This is a genomic window from Streptomyces sp. Ru71 (assembly GCF_002920535.1).
Classification (GTDB): domain Bacteria; phylum Actinomycetota; class Actinomycetes; order Streptomycetales; family Streptomycetaceae; genus Streptomyces.
In genome coordinates this window covers 1-16,650 of sequence record NZ_PQSS01000035.1, presented here as the reverse complement: position 1 = coordinate 16,650, position 16,650 = coordinate 1, and the positions used below count along the sequence as shown (strand labels likewise).

Annotated in this window: 18 protein-coding genes; 16 read left to right on the top strand and 2 right to left on the bottom strand. The window is 73.9% G+C overall.

What is annotated here, in order from left to right; translation table 11 throughout:
- Positions 1-15 precede the first annotated feature (15 nt).
- Positions 16-948: a dihydrodipicolinate synthase family protein gene (locus C3489_RS21010; protein WP_103783557.1), complete on the top strand. Its 933-nt coding sequence runs from the start codon at positions 16-18 to the stop codon at positions 946-948.
- Complete coding sequence (locus C3489_RS21005) at positions 948-1,949, top strand: proline racemase family protein (protein ID WP_103783556.1); 1,002 nt, start codon at positions 948-950, stop codon at positions 1,947-1,949. The genes C3489_RS21010 and C3489_RS21005 overlap by 1 nt, the downstream gene beginning before the upstream one ends.
- Before the next feature lie 27 nt (positions 1,950-1,976).
- Here the strand turns inward: C3489_RS21005 and C3489_RS21000 are convergent, their stop codons facing one another.
- On the bottom strand, positions 1,977-2,741 hold the full coding sequence (locus C3489_RS21000) for an IclR family transcriptional regulator (RefSeq protein WP_103783555.1): 765 nt from the start codon (positions 2,739-2,741) through the stop codon (positions 1,977-1,979).
- A 217-nt stretch (positions 2,742-2,958) separates the two neighbouring features.
- On the opposite strand from C3489_RS21000, the gene C3489_RS20995 reads away from it, so the two are divergent.
- Positions 2,959-3,804: a class I SAM-dependent methyltransferase gene (locus C3489_RS20995; RefSeq protein ID WP_103783554.1), complete on the top strand. Its 846-nt coding sequence runs from the start codon at positions 2,959-2,961 to the stop codon at positions 3,802-3,804.
- Positions 3,805-3,867: 63 nt separating this feature from the next.
- On the opposite strand, the gene hutH is transcribed toward C3489_RS20995, so the two are convergent.
- The gene (hutH, locus tag C3489_RS20990) at positions 3,868-5,421 is read right to left on the bottom strand and encodes a histidine ammonia-lyase (RefSeq protein ID WP_103783553.1); all 1,554 of its coding nucleotides are present in this window, start codon (positions 5,419-5,421) and stop codon (positions 3,868-3,870) included.
- A gap of 17 nt (positions 5,422-5,438) precedes the next feature.
- Between hutH and C3489_RS20985 the strand changes: the two genes are divergently transcribed.
- The 13 genes from C3489_RS20985 (at position 5,439) to C3489_RS20925 (ending at position 16,521) form a co-directional block, all read left to right on the top strand.
- Entirely contained in the window at positions 5,439-5,699 is a 261-nt protein-coding gene (locus C3489_RS20985) for an arginase family protein (protein WP_103783552.1), read from the top strand.
- Positions 5,700-6,037: 338 nt separating this feature from the next.
- Positions 6,038-8,056 carry an ATP-binding protein gene (locus C3489_RS20980; RefSeq protein WP_103783551.1) on the top strand — a complete coding sequence of 673 codons (2,019 nt, stop codon included), beginning with the start codon at positions 6,038-6,040 and terminating at the stop codon, positions 8,054-8,056.
- A gap of 50 nt (positions 8,057-8,106) precedes the next feature.
- A complete protein-coding gene (locus C3489_RS20975; RefSeq protein ID WP_103783550.1) occupies positions 8,107-8,541 on the top strand; it encodes a roadblock/LC7 domain-containing protein in 435 nt (144 codons plus the stop codon).
- 2 nt (positions 8,542-8,543) lie between these two features.
- Positions 8,544-8,915: a DUF742 domain-containing protein gene (locus C3489_RS20970; RefSeq protein ID WP_103783549.1), complete on the top strand. Its 372-nt coding sequence runs from the start codon at positions 8,544-8,546 to the stop codon at positions 8,913-8,915.
- Entirely contained in the window at positions 8,893-9,549 is a 657-nt protein-coding gene (locus C3489_RS20965) for an ATP/GTP-binding protein (protein WP_258054873.1), read from the top strand. Before C3489_RS20970 ends, C3489_RS20965 begins: the two co-directional genes overlap by 23 nt.
- An 84-nt stretch (positions 9,550-9,633) precedes the next feature.
- Positions 9,634-10,194: a GAF domain-containing protein gene (locus tag C3489_RS20960; RefSeq protein WP_103783548.1), complete on the top strand. Its 561-nt coding sequence runs from the start codon at positions 9,634-9,636 to the stop codon at positions 10,192-10,194.
- Between the two features lie 206 nt (positions 10,195-10,400).
- Positions 10,401-11,429 (top strand): L-threonine 3-dehydrogenase, encoded by a 1,029-nt coding sequence (gene tdh, locus C3489_RS20955; RefSeq protein ID WP_103783547.1) that lies wholly within the window; start codon positions 10,401-10,403, stop codon positions 11,427-11,429.
- A gap of 28 nt (positions 11,430-11,457) precedes the next feature.
- Positions 11,458-12,651 carry a glycine C-acetyltransferase gene (locus C3489_RS20950; protein ID WP_103783546.1) on the top strand — a complete coding sequence of 398 codons (1,194 nt, stop codon included), beginning with the start codon at positions 11,458-11,460 and terminating at the stop codon, positions 12,649-12,651.
- Between the two features lie 17 nt (positions 12,652-12,668).
- Positions 12,669-13,571 carry a LysR family transcriptional regulator gene (locus C3489_RS20945; RefSeq protein ID WP_103783544.1) on the top strand — a complete coding sequence of 301 codons (903 nt, stop codon included), beginning with the start codon at positions 12,669-12,671 and terminating at the stop codon, positions 13,569-13,571.
- Positions 13,572-13,617: 46 nt separating this feature from the next.
- Positions 13,618-14,187: a helix-turn-helix domain-containing protein gene (locus tag C3489_RS20940; protein WP_103783542.1), complete on the top strand. Its 570-nt coding sequence runs from the start codon at positions 13,618-13,620 to the stop codon at positions 14,185-14,187.
- Positions 14,184-14,708: a GNAT family N-acetyltransferase gene (locus C3489_RS20935; protein ID WP_103783541.1), complete on the top strand. Its 525-nt coding sequence runs from the start codon at positions 14,184-14,186 to the stop codon at positions 14,706-14,708. The genes C3489_RS20940 and C3489_RS20935 overlap by 4 nt, the downstream gene beginning before the upstream one ends.
- Positions 14,709-14,738: 30 nt before the next feature.
- Positions 14,739-15,098, top strand: coding sequence for an MmcQ/YjbR family DNA-binding protein (locus C3489_RS20930; protein ID WP_181139769.1), 360 nt, complete (start codon positions 14,739-14,741; stop codon positions 15,096-15,098).
- A 148-nt stretch (positions 15,099-15,246) separates the two neighbouring features.
- Complete coding sequence (locus C3489_RS20925; RefSeq protein WP_258054872.1) at positions 15,247-16,521, top strand: MFS transporter; 1,275 nt, start codon at positions 15,247-15,249, stop codon at positions 16,519-16,521.
- Positions 16,522-16,650 lie beyond the last annotated feature (129 nt).

The following is a 16,650-nucleotide window of genomic DNA, read 5'->3' as shown; positions in this document are numbered from 1 at the left end:
ATCGGAGTACCTCCCATGAGCGATCCCCGGAAGCAGGAACCCTCCCTCGGTGGCCTGGTCGTCGCCACCGCCCTGCCGTACTACGAGAGCGCGTCCGCCCCGGCCGGTCTGGGTGTGGACTACGACCGGTACGCCGAGCACTGCCGTTGGCTGGTCGACAGCGGATGTCACGGCGTCGGACCCAACGGCTCGCTGGGTGAGTACTCGTCCCTGACCGACGACGAGCGCCGCAGGGTGGCCCGGACCGCCGTCGAGGCCGTCGGCGACCGCGGTGTCGTGGTCGTCGGCGTGCACGGAGTCGGCTCTCACCAGGCCCGGCACTGGGCCGAGCTGGCGGCCGAGGACGGCGCCGACGGCGTGCTGTGCCTGCCGCCGACCATGTACCGCGCCAACCGCGGTGAGATCCTGGCGCACTTCGAGGCCGTGGCGTCCGTCGGCCTGCCGGTGATGGTCTACAACAACCCCATCGACACCAAGGTCGACCTGACCCCGGACCTCCTCGCCGAGATCGCCCGGATCGACAATGTCGTGGCGGTCAAGGAGTTCTCCGGAGACGTCCGCCGGGTGCTGGAGATCAGGGAGCGGGCCCCGGGCCTCGACGTGATCAGCGGCGCCGACGACGTGGCGCTGGAGAGCCTCCTGATGGGCGCGACCGGCTGGTTCGCCGGCTTCCCCAACGTCTTCCCCGCGGAGTCGGCCCGCCTGTACGACCTGGCCCTCGCCGGCAAGCTCGAAGAGGCCCGGGCGCTGTACGAGCCCCTGGCCGCGGCCTTCCGCTGGGACTCGCGCACCGAGTTCGTCCAGGCGATCAAGCTCGGCATGGAGCAGGTCGGCCGGTACGGCGGCCCCTGCCGCCCGCCGCGCGGCCCGCTCGTGCCGCGTCTGCGCGAGCAGGTCGAGGCCGACATGGCCCGCGCGATCGCCTCGCTGACCGGGCGGGCCGGCTGATGCGCTCGGTCCGCACGATCAGCGCCGTCGACTCGCACACGGAGGGCATGCCCACCCGCGTGGTCACCGGCGGTGTGCCCGCCGTCCCGGGTGACACCATGGCCGAACGCCGGCGCCACGCCATGCGGCACCTGGACGAGCTGCGCCGCTTCCTCGTCGACGAGCCGCGCGGCCACTCCGCGATGAGCGGAGCCGTCCTGCAGCCACCGACCCGGCCCGACGCCGACTGGGGCGTGCTCTACATCGAGGTCAGCGGCTTCCTGCCGATGTGCGGGCACGGCACGATCGGGGTGGCCACCGTCCTGGTGGAGACCGGGATGGTCACGGTCACCGAGCCGGAGACGGTCGTACGGCTCGACACGCCCGCCGGACTGGTCGAAGCACGCGTGGAGGTCCGCGACGGCAGGGCGCACAGCGTCACCCTGCGCAACGTGGACGCCTTCGCGCTCGAACTGGACGCGACGGTGAAGGTGCCCGGCCTCGGCGACATCCGCTACGACATGGCGTACGGCGGCAACTTCTACGCCGTCGTCGAACTCGTCCGGCTCGGCCTGCCGTTCGACCGGGCGCACAAGGACGAGATCCTGGCCGCCGGACTCGCCGTCATGCGGGCGGTGAACGAACAGAGGCGGCCGGTGCACCCGGCCGACCCGCTCATCTCCGGTTGCAAGCATGTGCAGTTCCTGGCCCCGGACTCCACCGCCCGGCACTCCCGCAACGCCATGGCCATCCATCCGGGCTGGTTCGACCGCTCCCCGTGCGGTACGGGAACGTCCGCGCGGATGGCGCAGCTGCACGCGCGCGGCGAGCTGCCGCTGCACACCGAGTTCGTCAACGAGTCGTTCATCGGCACCCGGTTCACCGGGCGGCTGGTCGGCACGGCCGAGGTCGGCGGCAGGCCCGCGGTCGTCCCCGAGTTCACCGGCCGGGCCTGGATCACCGGCACCGCGAACTACCTGCTCGACCCCGACGACCCCTTCCCGCACGGTTTCGTCCTGTAGCGCACCGCGGGCCCGGCTGGTGCCCCCTCACTCGGTCACCCCGCCCACCCGGCGGGTCAGTTCGCGGGCGACCCGGCCCACCTCGTCCGCGATCCGCTGCCGCTGTGCCTCGTCGACCTCCCCGCCGGGGAACGTGACCGCCACCCCGGCGATCGGGTGGGCGCTGTGGTCCAGGACGGCGGCGGCCACGGAGGAGAAGCCGGTGGTGATCTCGTCCTCCTCGGTGGCGTAGCCGCGCCGGCGCACCTCCGTCAGCAGGTGGCGCAGCGCCGACAGCGAGGTCGGTCCGAGGTCGTTGCGGCGCACGAACGTCGAGGGGTCCGGGAACAGGGCGCGGACCTGGGCCTGCGGCAGCCGGGCCAGTACGGCGCGGCCGCTGGCCGTGAGGTGGGCGGGCAGCCGTACCCCGACCTCGGTGACCAGCGGCGGACGGCCGGGAGCACGCTCCTCGATCACATAGATCACCTCACGGCCGTGCAGCACCGCCAGATGCGCGTTGTGGCCGGTGCGGTCCACGAGCCGGGCGAGCGGCACCCTCGCCAGACGCTCGAACGGCGCCTGGCGGCTGTACCCGGAGCCCAGTTCGAAGGCGCTGACCCCGAGCCCGTAGCGCCGCTCCTCCGGCAGATGCACGACGAACCCCTCGCGGGCCAGCGTGTCGAGCAGGTGGTACGTGGTCGACCGCGGCACCCCGACGTCCCGGCTGATCGCCGCGGCGGGCACCGGACCGGCCTGCCCGGCGAGATAGCGGAGGATGGCGAGAACCTGTGCGGCGGCTGGTACGACGGACATGGCGCGAGCGTACGTCCGCCCGAGCCGTCCGGACGGCGCCGCTCCGCCATGTCTTGGATACGAGACCACATGCCCGCACCGGCCGTGGTGCCAAGGCTGTGACCTGCGGCTTGATGGCTGCCATGGAGCGAGCTGAGCGTGCTGCTCCGCTACCTGGAGAGCCCGGCGCCCGGCGTCGGGCCGCCGGGGCCCTCCGCGCCGTCGCTACCATGCGTGCATGGCCGACCACGAGACGGGAACAGCCGGCGAGGAGATCGCACCGCAGGTGCGGAGCATCTACGGCCCCGTGGACCTGAGCTCCGTGCCCGCGTTCGCGGGTGGTTTCATCAACTTCGGGGACTGGCAGGGCATTTCGCTGGACCGCGCCCCGACCACCGAGGACCGGATCCGCAGCGAGCGCAATCTGTACCGGCGCGTGCTGCGGGCGCTCGGGCCCGGGGCGGAGCGCGCTCGCGCGGTCGAGGTCGGCTGCGGGATCGGGCTCGGTGCGGCGCTGGCCCTCGCCGAGTTCTCCTTCGCCGCGGTGACCGGCGTGGACGTCCACCCTGACCAGCTGGAGCGCGCCCGCGAGGTGCACGCGGACCTGCTCGCGCGGGAGCCGGAGCGGCTGCGGTTCGTGCGCGGCGCGGCCGAGCGGATGCCGTTCGCCGGCGGTGAGTTCGACCGCCTGTACTCGGTCGAGGCCGCCCAGCACTTCCTTGATCTGACCGCGTTCGCCCGGGAGTCCGCGCGCGTGCTCGGGCCGGGCGGGCGGCTGGCCGTCACCAGCTTCTTCCTCCCCGACGACACCGGCGCCAAGGTCACGGCACTGGCCGAGCGCCTGGACAGTTTCGCGACCGGCCTGGACCGGCCGCACCCGCTGCCCGCGCTCCTGGACGCCCTGCGCGGCGCGGGCCTCACCGATGTCCGCGCCGAGTCGATCGGCGAGCACGTCTGGCCCGGCTACGACCACTTCCTCGCCCATGTCGAACTGCCCGTGACCTGGCCGCGCAACTTCCTCGGCGCCTACCGAGACGGCCTGCTCGACTACTACCTGATCACAGCCCGGCGCCCGGCCGGCTGAACGCGCGCGGCCCCGGCCCACCAGGACGGTGGGCCGGGGCCGGGGGCGGTGACCCCGCGCGGGTCAGGCCAGAGTGCCCACCGCGGCCTGTGCCCGGGACACGGCGGTGCCGGACGCCACGTAGCCGACGGTGGCCTCGATCTCGGGCGCCAGCCAGCGGTCGGGGCCGGGGCCGGCCACGAGCTCGCGCAGACCGTCGCGCACCGCGGCGGTGCCGGGCGCGGGGTCGAGCGGGGCACGCAGGTCCAGGGCGCGGGCGGCCGTGTACAGCTCGACCGCGAGGACCCGGGTGAGGCCGTCCACCGCGCGGCGCAGCTTGCGGGCGGCCGACCAGCCCATCGAGACGTGGTCCTCCTGCATGGCGCTGGAGGGGATCGAGTCGACCGAGGCCGGCGCGGCGAGCCGCTTCAGCTCCGAGACGATCGCGGCCTGCGTGTACTGGGCGATCATGTGCCCGGAGTCGACACCGGGGTCGTCGGCGAGGAACGCGTTCAGCCCGTGGTTGCGGGCCACGTCCAGGAACCGGTCCGTGCGCCGCTCGGAGATCGACGCGAGGTCCGCCACCGAGATGGCCAGGAAGTCGAGCACGGCGGCGACCGGCGCCCCGTGGAAGTTGCCGTTGGACTCCACACGCCCGTCGAGCGTGACGACGGGGTTGTCGACCGCGCTGGCGAGCTCACGGGAGGCGACGAGCTCGGCGTGCGCGAGGGTGTCCCGCACGGTGCCGTGCACCTGGGGCGAGCAGCGCAGCGAGTAGGCGTCCTGCACCCGGGTGCACTCCGGGCCCCGGTGGCTGGCCACGATGCCCGAACCGGCGAGCAGCGCCCGCAGGTTGGCGGCGCTGTCGGCCTGCCCCGGGTGCGGTCGCAGCGCCTGGAGGTCGGCGGCGAACACCGCGTCCGTACCGAGCTGGCCCTCGACGCTCATCGCGGCCGTGATGTCGGCGACCCGCACCAGGCCCCGCAGGTCGTGGCAGGCCAGTACGAGCATGCCGAGCATGCCGTCGGTGCCGTTGATAAGGGCGAGGCCCTCCTTCTCGCTGAGCACCACCGGGCTGATCCCGGCCTCGGCGAGCGCGTCGGCGGTCTCCCGCAGTTCGCCCCGCGCGTCGCGCACCCGGCCCTCACCCATCACGGCGAGCGCGCAGTGCGCGAGCGGCGCGAGGTCGCCGGAGCAGCCGAGCGAGCCGTACTCGTGCACCACCGGCGTGATCCCGGCGTTCAGCAGTGCCGCGTAGGTCTCGGCCACCTCGACCCGCACTCCGGTGCGGCCGGTCGCCAGCGTCGACAGACGCAGCAGCATCAGCGCGCGGACGACCTCGCGCTCGACCTCGGGCCCGGAGCCCGCCGCGTGCGAGCGGACCAGGCTGCGCTGGAGCTGGGCGCGCAGCGCGGTCGGGATGTGCCGGGTGGCCAGGGCCCCGAACCCGGTGGAGACGCCGTAGTGGGGGACCACGTCGTCCGCGAGGCCCTCGATGACCTCACGGCTGCGCGCGATCTCCTTGAGCGCGTCGGGGGCGAGCAGGACGGTCGCGTCGTGGCGGGCGACCGCGACGACGTCTTCGGGGGAGAGGGGGCCGACATTCACTTCCACGTTCATGACTCCATGAACTCCCATGTCAGTGCCTTGCCGCGATGGTCTCGGCGGAACCCGTGTCCGGTATCCCAGACGTTTCGCCCGCCACCGCGCCGGACACCGTGCCGGCCGCCCACGGAGTCGGCATGGACGTCGTGGAGCGGGTCTGCCCCCGCGTCGCCGCCAGCGGCAAGCCGGCGCTGTGCGACGTCGCCGAGCTGAACCCGGGACTCGACGCGGACGACCGCACGGCACGCGCCGGCGCCCGGCTGGTCCACACCGTGCTCACTACGGGGAAGGGCCCTCGGTCGTCACTTTGAGTGATGTTCGGGGGAATGATCTGCGGTGCGCGGAGGGATCCGAAGCGGTCTCGACGGGTCGCCGTTCGAAAGGGAAGAGGGGCCGGGCGGTGGGAGCGCCGCCCGGTCCTCCGTCTTTCGTCGCGACCACAACTGACCAGCTCTGGTCGAAAGTTGATGCTCTCGATCAGTCTGCGCGGCGGGCTTATCGGTCTGTAGTACGAGGCGTCATACCAGAGCGGGACGCTGTGCGTGGGACTTTGTCAACTGCCCACCGCACATGATGCGGTGCCGACTACTGTGAGTGTCCGTCGGGCGACACGGGCCCGACGGACCAGGACCCCAGTACGAGGACACCGATGTCTCACCTCCGCGCACCGGCCGCACGCGCAGACCGCCGTGAGGGCGGCGGGCGGCACGGGCGGCCGGCAGTCCGCACCCAACCCTCCCTCCCCGAGGCCCACATACGACCCCAGCTGCTGCGCCTCGCCGTCCTGCCGCCGACCGCCGTCGCCCTGAGCGCCTGCGCGGCCGTGCTGTTCACCGTCCGCACCTCGGGCCAGCGGCCCGGCCCCGCCCAGTGGGCCGTCCTGGCCGGCGCGGCCGCGGTCGCCCTCGCCGGCATCGTCATCGCCGCCGTGGCGGCCGACCGCACCGCACGGGCCGTCGGCGACCGGGTCGCCGCGCTGCGCCGCGGCACCGCGCGTGGCGAGGCCGACCTGCGGGCCCTGGTCGAGGCACTGCGCCGCGGCGAGGCCCCGCCCGCCCGCGCCCCGCGCCCCGCCCCCGCCGCCGACGCCGACGACCTCGAACTGCTCGCCGCCGACCTGGCCCGCGCCCACGACGCCGCCGTGGCCGCCGTCGTGCAGGCCGCGCAGCTGTCCAGCCAGACCGGCAGCGAGCAGAAACTGGAGGTCTTCGAGAACCTCGCCCGGCGGCTGCAGTCCCTGGTGCACCGGGAGATCTCCATCCTCGACGAGCTGGAGAACGAGATCGAGGACCCGGACCTGCTCAAGAGCCTCTTCCACGTCGACCATCTCGCCACCCGGGTCCGCCGCCACGCCGAGAACCTCGCCGTGCTCGGCGGCGCCGTCTCCCGCCGGCAGTGGAGCCACCCCGTCTCCATGACCGAGGTGCTGCGCTCGGCCATCGCCGAGGTCGAGCAGTACTCCCGGGTCAAACTGGTCCCGCCGATCGAGGGCACCGTGCGCGGGCACGCCGTCGCCGACGTCATCCACCTGCTCGCCGAACTCGCCGAGAACGCCACGGTGTTCTCCGCCCCACACACCCAGGTGCTGCTGCGCGCCAACCTCGTCACCTCCGGCCTCGCCGTCGAGGTCGAGGACCGCGGCCTCGGCATGCCCGTCGAGGAGCAGGACCGGATGAACCAACTGCTCGCCGACCCCGACCAGGTCAACGTCGCCCGGCTGCTCGCCGACGGCCGCATCGGGCTCTACGTCGTCTCCCAGCTGGCCCGCAGACACGGCATCCGGGTGCGGCTGCAGACCAACATCTACGGCGGCGTCCAGGCCGTCCTCGTCGTCCCGCAGGCCGTGCTCGGCACCGGCTTCGACGCCGTCCCGCCCGGCGCGGCCGCCCGGCACGACTCCGGCACCGGCGCACGGCACGTCGTCCCGCCGCAGGAGCCGTACGACACCGGCGCCCGGCCCGCAGTGCCGCCGCAGGAGCTGTACGACACCGGCGCCCGCGCCGCCGTCCCCCCGCAGCAGTCGTACGGCACCGGCGCCCACCTGCACGCCGTACCGGCGCGGGAGCCCCGGCCCGCGACGGGGGCCGCGCCGCACGCCGCTGTCCCGGACGGCGGCGGCACACCCGGCCGAGAGGTCCCTCCCGGCGCCGGCGCGTCCGACCGCGACGGGAGCGTTCCGCCGCTGCCCGTGCGCGGGCGCCGCGAGGAGCGGCCGACCCCGGCCGCCGCCGTCCCCGGCATCCGTGCCGAGGACCGGGCCGCCGTCGAGGACATCGCGGGCACCCCGCCCGTCCCGCGCACCGGAGCCGTCCGCGGCACCATGGGCAAGCCCCAACTGCCCCGGCGCCGCGCCCAGGAGCACATCGTCCCGCAGCTGCGGGGCGGCCCCCTGCCCCGCCCCGAGGACGACGCCGCCGGACCCGACCCGGGACTGATGGCCGCCTTCCAGCGCGGCATCGGCCTCGCCGAGGCCCAGCAGAGCCACGACACCCCGGCCGACCCCGGCTTCGACCCGCCGGCCGGTCTCCACCCGGCCCGCCCCGGTCTCGACCCGGCGGCCGGTCCCCGGCCGGAGCCGGTCACCGGGACGGGCGCCCTGCACCTGTCACCCCCGGACGGGTCGCGGCACCTCACCACCCGGCACGACGGGAGCGCACCGGCCGGATGACCACCCCCACCGCTCCCGCCCACCCCCGTACCCCAAGGAGTCGATCCACCATGGCGAGCGATGCGCCGACCGGCCAGGCAACCGACCTCGACTGGCTGTTGAGCGGCCTCGTCCAGCGCGTGCCCCACACCCACAGCGCCGTCCTGCTGTCCTGCGACGGCCTGGTGAAGTCCGTGCACGGACTCGACGTGGACAGCGCCGACCACATGGCCGCCCTGGCCTCCGGCCTGTACTCCCTCGGCCGCAGCGCCGGCGTCCGCTTCGGCGACGGCGGCGACGTCCGGCAGGTCGTCGTCGAACTCGACGCGACGCTGCTGTTCGTCACCACCGCCGGCTCCGGCACCTGTCTCGCCGTGCTCGCCGGCCGCGACGCGGACGCCGCCGTGCTCGGCTACGAGATGGCCATGCTGGTCAAGAGCGTCCGCCCCTATCTGGTGACCGCGCCCCGCCAGCAGTCCGCAGAACCCCCGGTGATGCGGCCTTGAGCGTGGCGGCGGCCGGGGACGGCCCCTGGCTCGACGACGCGGCAGGCCGGCTCGTGCGCCCCTTCCAGGTGAGCAACGGACGCACCCGGCCCAGCGTCGCACTCGACCTGATGTCACAGGTGATGGCCACCGGGGCGACCCCCCTCGGCTATCTCGGCCCCGAGCACGCACAGGCCCTGGACCTGTGCCGGGCACCCGTCTCGGTGGCCGAGATCGCCGCCCACCTGAAGCTGCCGGCGGCGGTCACCAAAGTGCTGCTGTCCGACCTAGTCGACACCGGGGCGCTCACCACCAAGCCCCCGGCGTATTCCCACCAACCCACCGACCGGGCCCTACTGGAGGCAGTGCTCGATGGACTACGACGACAGCTCTGAGACGGCCTGCGACCGCTCCGGCTACGGCGGCTATCCCGAGTACCGGCCCGGCGGTGAGGACCCCTTCCCGACCGCGCTGAAGATCCTCGTCGCGGGCGGCTTCGGGGTCGGCAAGACGACCTTCGTGGGCGCCGTCAGCGAGATCGCCCCGCTCAGCACCGAGGAACTGCTCACCACGGTCAGCGAGGCCACCGACAGCCTGGAGGGCATCGAGAACAAGATGGAGACCACGGTCGCCATGGACTTCGGCCGCATCACCCTCGACCCGCAACACGTGCTGTACCTGTTCGGCACGCCCGGCCAGGAGCGGTTCTGGTTCATGTGGGACGAGCTGTGCGAGGGCGCCCTGGGCGCGGTCATCCTCGCCGACACCCGGCGGCTGCAGGAGTGCTTCGCCGCCGTGGACTTCTTCGAGGAGCGCGGTCTGGGCTTCATCGTCGCCATCAACGAGTTCGACGGCGCCCACCGCTACGACCCCGAGGAGGTCCGCGCCGCCATCGACCTGGACCCGCGCATCCCCGTCGTGCGCTGCGACGCCCGGATCTCCGCGTCCGGCGTGCAGACCCTGCTCACCCTGGTCCGGCACCTCATCGCGCACGCCCCCGTCGCGCCCGCGCCCCTGCGGGGTCTGTGACCGTGACACCGGCCCCGCCCCCCGCCCCTTCGACCGCCCCCGGAGCTGACGCATGACCCACGCCCACGTCCCCGGAGCCCGGCCATGAGGTACGAGCCGCCGAGCTCCGCCGGCCGGCTGCTGCTCACCCCCGAGGACCGCGACGCACCCGCCCGCGCCCGGCGGCTGCACCTGCTCGGCCTGGGCGAGCGGCCCGAGCCCGCCCTCGACTCCTACGCGGCGCACCTCGCCGACCTCACCGACGCGTCGTACGGGATGGTCACCTTCCTCGGCGCGGACGGGCAGTTCTTCGCCGGGCTGCACGTGCCGCCCCCGCCGCCGACCGTGCCGGGCGAGCCGCCCCGACCCGTTCTCGGCAGGGCCCTGCCCCGCGACCACGGCTACTGCCCGCACGTCGCCGTGCGTCGCCGCGCGCTGGCCCTGGAGGACGTCGCCGACTACCCCCGCTTCGCCGGCAACCCCGTGGTCGACGAGTACGGCATCCGCTCCTACCTCGGTGCCCCGCTCATCGACTCCACCGGCACCGTGCTGGGCACCGTGTGCGTCGCCGACCACGCACCACGGACCTGGGGCAGGGCCGGCCTGGAGACGATCAAGTCGGCGGCGGCGGATCTCATGGACCGGCTGGAGCACGGGCTGGTGTGACGACTGGACCGAGGGCGTGAAGGAAAGCTGTGGCGCCGCTTAAGAAAAGCTCGATGGACCCCGGAGTGCGCTATACGGCAGATTGCTGATGCATTCCGGACTGCTGACGCATTCCCGGTTGCCGACGCATTTTCCACCCCTTCCCCCGCACGCGGGCTTCTTCGGCCTGCCCGCGCCCGGGCCCGAGCACCACAGGAGCCGTAGCGTTGAAGGCGCTGGTCAAGGAGAAGGCGGAGCCCGGACTGTGGCTCACGGACGTCCCGGAGCCGGCCATCGGCCCGGGTGACGTCCTGATCAAGGTGCTGCGCACCGGTATCTGCGGCACCGACCTGCACATCCGGGCCTGGGACGGGTGGGCGCAGCAGGCGATCAGCACCCCGCTGGTGGTCGGGCACGAGTTCGTCGGCGAGGTCGTCGAGACCGGCCGGGACGTCAGCGACATCGCCGTCGGCGACCGGGTCAGCGGTGAGGGCCACCTGGTGTGCGGCAAGTGCCGCAACTGCCTGGCCGGCCGCCGTCATCTGTGCCGGGCCACCGTCGGCCTCGGCGTCGGCCGTGACGGGGCGTTCGCCGAGTACGTCGCGCTGCCCGCGTCCAACGTGTGGGTGCACCGCGTGCCCGTCGACCTGGACGTGGCGGCGATCTTCGACCCGTTCGGCAACGCCGTGCACACGGCGCTGTCCTTCCCGCTCGTCAACGAGGACGTGCTCATCACCGGCGCCGGCCCGATCGGCCTGATGGCGGCCGCCGTGGCCAAGCACGCCGGCGCCCGCCACGTCGTCATCACCGACGTCAGCGAGGAGCGCCTGGAGCTGGCCCGCAAGATCGGCGTGAGCCTCGCCCTGAACGTGGCGCGCGAGCAGATCGCGGACGGCCAGCGGGAGTTGGGGCTGCGCGAGGGCTTCGACATCGGCCTGGAGATGTCCGGCCGGCCCGAGGCGCTGCGCGACATGATCGCCAACATGACGCACGGCGGCCGGATCGCCATGCTCGGCCTGCCCGCCGAGGAGTTCCCGGTCGACTGGGCGCGGATCGTCACCTCCATGATCACCATCAAGGGCATCTACGGCCGCGAGATGTTCGAGACCTGGTACGCGATGTCGGTGCTGCTGGAGGGCGGCCTCGACCTCGCCCCCGTGATCACCGGCCGCTACGGCTACCGCGACTTCGAGGCGGCGTTCGCCGACGCCGCCAGCGGCAAGGGCGGCAAGGTCATCCTCGACTGGACCGCGTAACTCCCGTACGACTTCAGGAGCTTCAGCCATGTTCGACTCCGTGCGCGACGACCTGCGCGCCACCCTCGACGAGATCCGCGCCGCCGGTCTGCACAAGCCCGAGCGCGTCATCGGCACCCCGCAGTCCGCGACGGTGAACGTCACCGCCGGCGGGCGCCCCGGCGAGGTCCTCAACTTCTGCGCCAACAACTACCTCGGCCTCGCCGACCACCCCGAGGTGGTCGCCGCCGCCCACGCGGCCCTGGACCGCTGGGGCTACGGCATGGCCTCCGTGCGCTTCATCTGCGGCACCCAGGAGGTGCACAAGGAGCTGGAGGCCCGGCTGTCGGCCTTCCTCGGCCAGGAGGACACGATCCTGTACTCCTCCTGCTTCGACGCCAACGGCGGTGTCTTCGAGACGCTGCTCGGCGAGGAGGACGCGGTCATCTCCGACGCCCTCAACCACGCCTCCATCATCGACGGCATCCGGCTGTCCAAGGCCCGCCGCTTCCGGTACGCCAACCGCGACCTGGAGGACCTGGAGCGGCAGCTGAAGGAGGCGGCCGACGCGCGCCGCCGCCTCATCGTCACCGACGGCGTCTTCTCCATGGACGGCTATGTGGCCCCCCTCGCGGAGATCTGCGACCTCGCCGACCGCTACGACGCGATGGTCATGGTCGACGACTCGCACGCCGTCGGCTTCGTCGGCCCCTCCGGCCGCGGCACCCCCGAGCTGCACGGCGTCATGGACCGCGTCGACATCGTCACCGGCACCCTCGGCAAGGCGCTCGGCGGCGCCTCCGGCGGCTATGTCGCCGCCCGCGCCGAGATCGTCGCCCTGCTGCGCCAGCGCTCCCGGCCGTACCTGTTCTCCAACACGCTCGCCCCGGTGATCGCCGCCGCCTCCCTCAAGGTCCTGGACCTGCTGGAGTCGGCCGACGACCTGCGCGTCCGGCTCGCGGAGAACACCGCCCTGTTCCGCCGCCGGATGACGGAGGAGGGCTTCGACATCCTCCCCGGCGACCACGCCATCGCCCCCGTGATGATCGGTGACGCCGCCGTCGCCGGCCGGATGGCGGAGCTGCTGCTGGAGCGCGGCGTGTACGTGATCGGCTTCTCCTACCCGGTCGTCCCGCAGGGCCAGGCCCGCATCCGGGTCCAGCTGTCCGCCGCGCACTCCACCGAGGACGTCGACCGGGCCGTGGACGCCTTCGTCGCCGCGCGGGCGGAGCTGGCCGCCTGACCTGAGAGAATCGGTACGTGATCGAAGCGCGGCGGCTGCACATCCTCCGTGCGGTGGCGGACCACCGCACGGTGACGGCGGCTGCCGCCGCGCTGTACCTCACCCCGTCGGCGGTCTCCCAGCAGCTCACCGCCCTGGAGCAGGAGACCGGCCACCGCCTGGTCGAGCGCTCCGCCAAGGGCGTACGGCTCACCCCGGCCGGTGAGATCCTGCTCAGTCACACCAACGCGGTCCTCGCCCAGCTGGAGCGGGCCGAGGCCGAGCTCGCCGCCTACGGCTCCGGCCAGGCCGGCACGGTCACCGTCGCCGCCTTCGCCACCGGCATCGCCCTGGTCGTCGCCCCGGCGGTGGCCCGGCTCGCCGACACCGCCCCCGGCATACGCATCCGGGTGCAGGACGCCGAGGGCGACGCCAGCCTGCCGATGGTGCTGGACCGGCAGGTCGACGTCGCGGTCGCCGTCGAGTACCGCGGGGCCCCGCCCGCCGACGACCCCCGCCTCACGCACGTCCCGCTGTACGCGGAGCCCTTCGACGCGGTCGTACCGGTCAGCCACCGGCTGGCCGACTCCGTCGAGGTGCCCCTCGCGGACCTGGCCAAGGACCCGTGGATCGGCCCCTACCCCGGCAACCCCTGCCACGACGTCGTCGTCCTGGCCTGCGAGCACGCCGGGTTCCAGCCCCGCCTTGAGCACTCCTCGGACGACTTCCGCGCCGTCGTCGCCCTGGCCGCGGCCGGCGCCGGCGTGGCCCTGGTGCCGCGTTCCGCCCTGCGCGGCATGGACCTCACCGGCGTCGTCGTCCGCCCGGTGGACGGCGCCGCGCCGACCCGCCGCGTCTTCGCCGCGGTACGCCGGGGCGCGGAGGAGCATCCGCTGATCCGCCCCGTGCTGGAGGCGCTGGGCGCGGCGGCCCGGACGTGAGGCTTCCGTAACAGGGGTGTCTCATATCCGGGATAGCGTCCCGGATATGAGAGAAGAGGTCGCAGAGGTCGACATACGCCTGGGCGCCCGCCTGGCCGCGCTGCGGGCGGAGCACGGCTGGTCGCTGGGCGAGCTGGCCGAGCGCAGCGGGATCAGCCGCTCCACGCTGTCACGTGCCGAGCGCGCCGAGACCAGCCCCACCGCCGCGCTGCTGAACCGGCTCTGCCATGTCTACGGGCGGACCATGTCCCAGCTGCTCAGCGAGGTGGAGGCGGAGCCCGCCCCGCTGCTGCGGGCCGCCGAGCAGCCCGTGTGGGAGGACCGTGACTCCGGGTTCCTGCGGCGCTCGGTGTCGCCGCCGCACCCCGGGCTGCGCGGCGAACTCGTCGAGGGCAGGCTCACCGCCGGTGCGGACATCGCCTACGACCGCCCGCCCGTCGCCGGCCTGGAACAGCACATCTGGGTGCTGGACGGGGCGCTGGAGGTGACCGAGCGGGACGTCACACACCGGCTCGCGGCCGGCGACTGCCTGCGGATGCGCGTGTGGGGGCCGACGCGGTTCCGGTGCGCGGACGACACCGGCGTGCGCTATCTGCTGGCGGTGGTGCGGCCGTGAAGCGCCTCGACGCGCCCGAAGTCCTGCTGCTGGCCGAGGAGCTGGCCGAGCTGCTGGTCGACACGGTGGACGGGGGCGCCTCGGTCGGTTTCCTCGCGCCCCTGGACGCGGCCTGGGCCGCCGGGTGGTGGCGCGAGCGCGCCGAGGCCGTGGCCGCCGGACGGCTCCTGGTGTGGGCGGCGTACGACGACGGGCGGCCGGCCGGCACGGTGAGTCTCGCGCTGCCGGACAAGCCCAACAGCCGGCACCGCGGCGAGATCGTCAAGCTGATGGTGCACCGCCGCGCCCGAGGCCGCGGACTTGGCCGCGCCCTGCTGGACACCGCCGAGTCGGCGGCCGCCGCGTCCGGGATCACCCTGCTGCACCTGGACACCGAGACCGGCAGCCCGGCCGAGTCCCTGTACCGCTCGGCCGGCTGGACCCGCGCCGGGACGATCCCCGACTACGCGCTGAGCCCCGACGGCGTGCTCCGGCCGACGACCCTGTACTACAAGCGGCTCGGGGCCGCCGTCGACGGGTGACTGTCAGTGGCAGCGGCTACGGTGCCTGCCATGTCGGATGCCGAAGACGTACGCCGTGTCGCCCTGTCCCTGCCGGACACGACGGAGAAGATCGCCTGGAGCATGCCCACGTTCCGGGTGGCGGGGAAGATGTTCGCCACGCTGCCCGAGGACGAGACCTCCATGGCGGTGCGCTGCCCCAAGGAGGAGCGCGACGAACTCGTGCTGGCCGAACCGGAGAAGTTCTGGATCGCCGGCCACGAGGCGCAGTTCGCCTGGATCCGGGTCCGGCTCGGCGCGCTGGAGGACGAGCGGGAGCTGCGCGACATCCTCGCCGACTCCTGGCGCCAGGCGGCCCCGTCCCGACTGCTCGACGCCCACCCGGAGTTGGGACACCCGGCCGCGGGGTGAGAGCGGGGTGAAAATCCCTGCGGCGTTGTCAGTGGCACATGGCATGATCCGACCGCGGTGACGGAAGCCGGGGCCGGAGGGGGGCTCCGGCTGCCGGGGGAGGCCGGTGAGGGGAGGGCCCGGGGTGGGCGGCGCGGTGAACGGAGCGGTGAGCGGAGTGCCACCGGCACCGGTGTGGTCGCGGGACTTCGCGCTGTTCTTCGTTGCACGGGCCGTGGCCCGGCTCGGCGACACCATGCTGCCGGTCGCCCTCGCCGCGGGGCTGCTCCAGCACGGCTACGGCGCGGGCGCCGTAGGCCTGGCCATGGCGGCGACCGCGGCCGCCTTCGCCGGGCTCGTCGTCTTCGGCGGGGTGATCGCCGACCGCTTCTCCACCCGCAAGCTGATGATCGGCGCCGACCTCGTCCGGCTCGGCACCCAGGCGCTGGCCGCCGGACTGTTCTTCGCCGACCACGTGGTGCTGTGGGAGATCTGCGCGATCGGTTTTGCCAACGGTGTGGCGGGCGCGGTCTTCCAGCCGGGCGTGGCCAGTACCGTGCCCCGCCTCGCCGCCGACATCCAGGGCGCCAACGGCGCCATCCGCATCGCCGAGTCCGCCGCGCAGCTCGCCGGCCCCGCGCTCGCCGGTCTGCTCGTCGGCTTCGCCTCCCCGGGCGGGGTGTTCGCGGCGCACGCCGCCACCTACGCCGTCAGCGCGCTGTGTCTGCTGCTGATCCGCCTGCCCCCGCTCGCCCACGACGACCGCCCGCCGCGGCGCGGGGCGCGCGCGTTCCGGGCCGATCTCGTCGAGGGCTGGCGGGAGTTCCGGGCCCGCACCTGGCTGTGGGGCGTGATCGCCGTCTGGTGCCTGTACATGATCGCGGTATGGGCGCCGAGCGTGCCGCTGGTCGCCACCGAGGTGGTGCAGCACCACGGGCCGCGCGCCTACGGCCTGGTCAACTCCGCCCTCGGCGCCGGCACGGTCGTCGGCGGACTGCTCGCGCTGCGGCTGCGCCCGCGCCGCATGCTGCGCGCCGGGGCGATCGCCCTGTTCGGCTTCGTGGCCTTCCCGGCGAGCGTCGGTGCGGGGCTCGGCGTGGCCGCCATGGCGGCCGGGGCGGCGGTCGCCGGGGCCGCGATGTCGTTCTGGAGCGTGATGTGGGCGACCAGCGTGCAGACCCAGGTCCCCGCCGACGTCCTCAACCGCATCCACGCCTACGACGTCGCCGGCTCCTTGGCGATGATGCCCGTCGGCCAGGCCCTGGCCGGCCCGGCCGCCTCGGCCCTGGGCGCCGGCCATGTGCTCCTGGTCTCGGCGGCGGCGAGCGTCGTGGTGGCTCTCGCCCTGCTGGCGGTGCCGGCGATACGCGACCTGGTCCGCGCGGACACACCGGTGCGGGGCACCCCGACGACACGGCAACCCACGCCGACGGACCACGGCTGACACGGACACCCTGCCGGGCGGTACGACGGGGACTCCCTTGGGTGAGGTACGGGTGGCCTGGCGGCCTGGCGGCCTGGCGGCCTGCGGTCCGCCCGGCGGCCCGGTAACCCGGTAGCCGGCAGCGGGAGG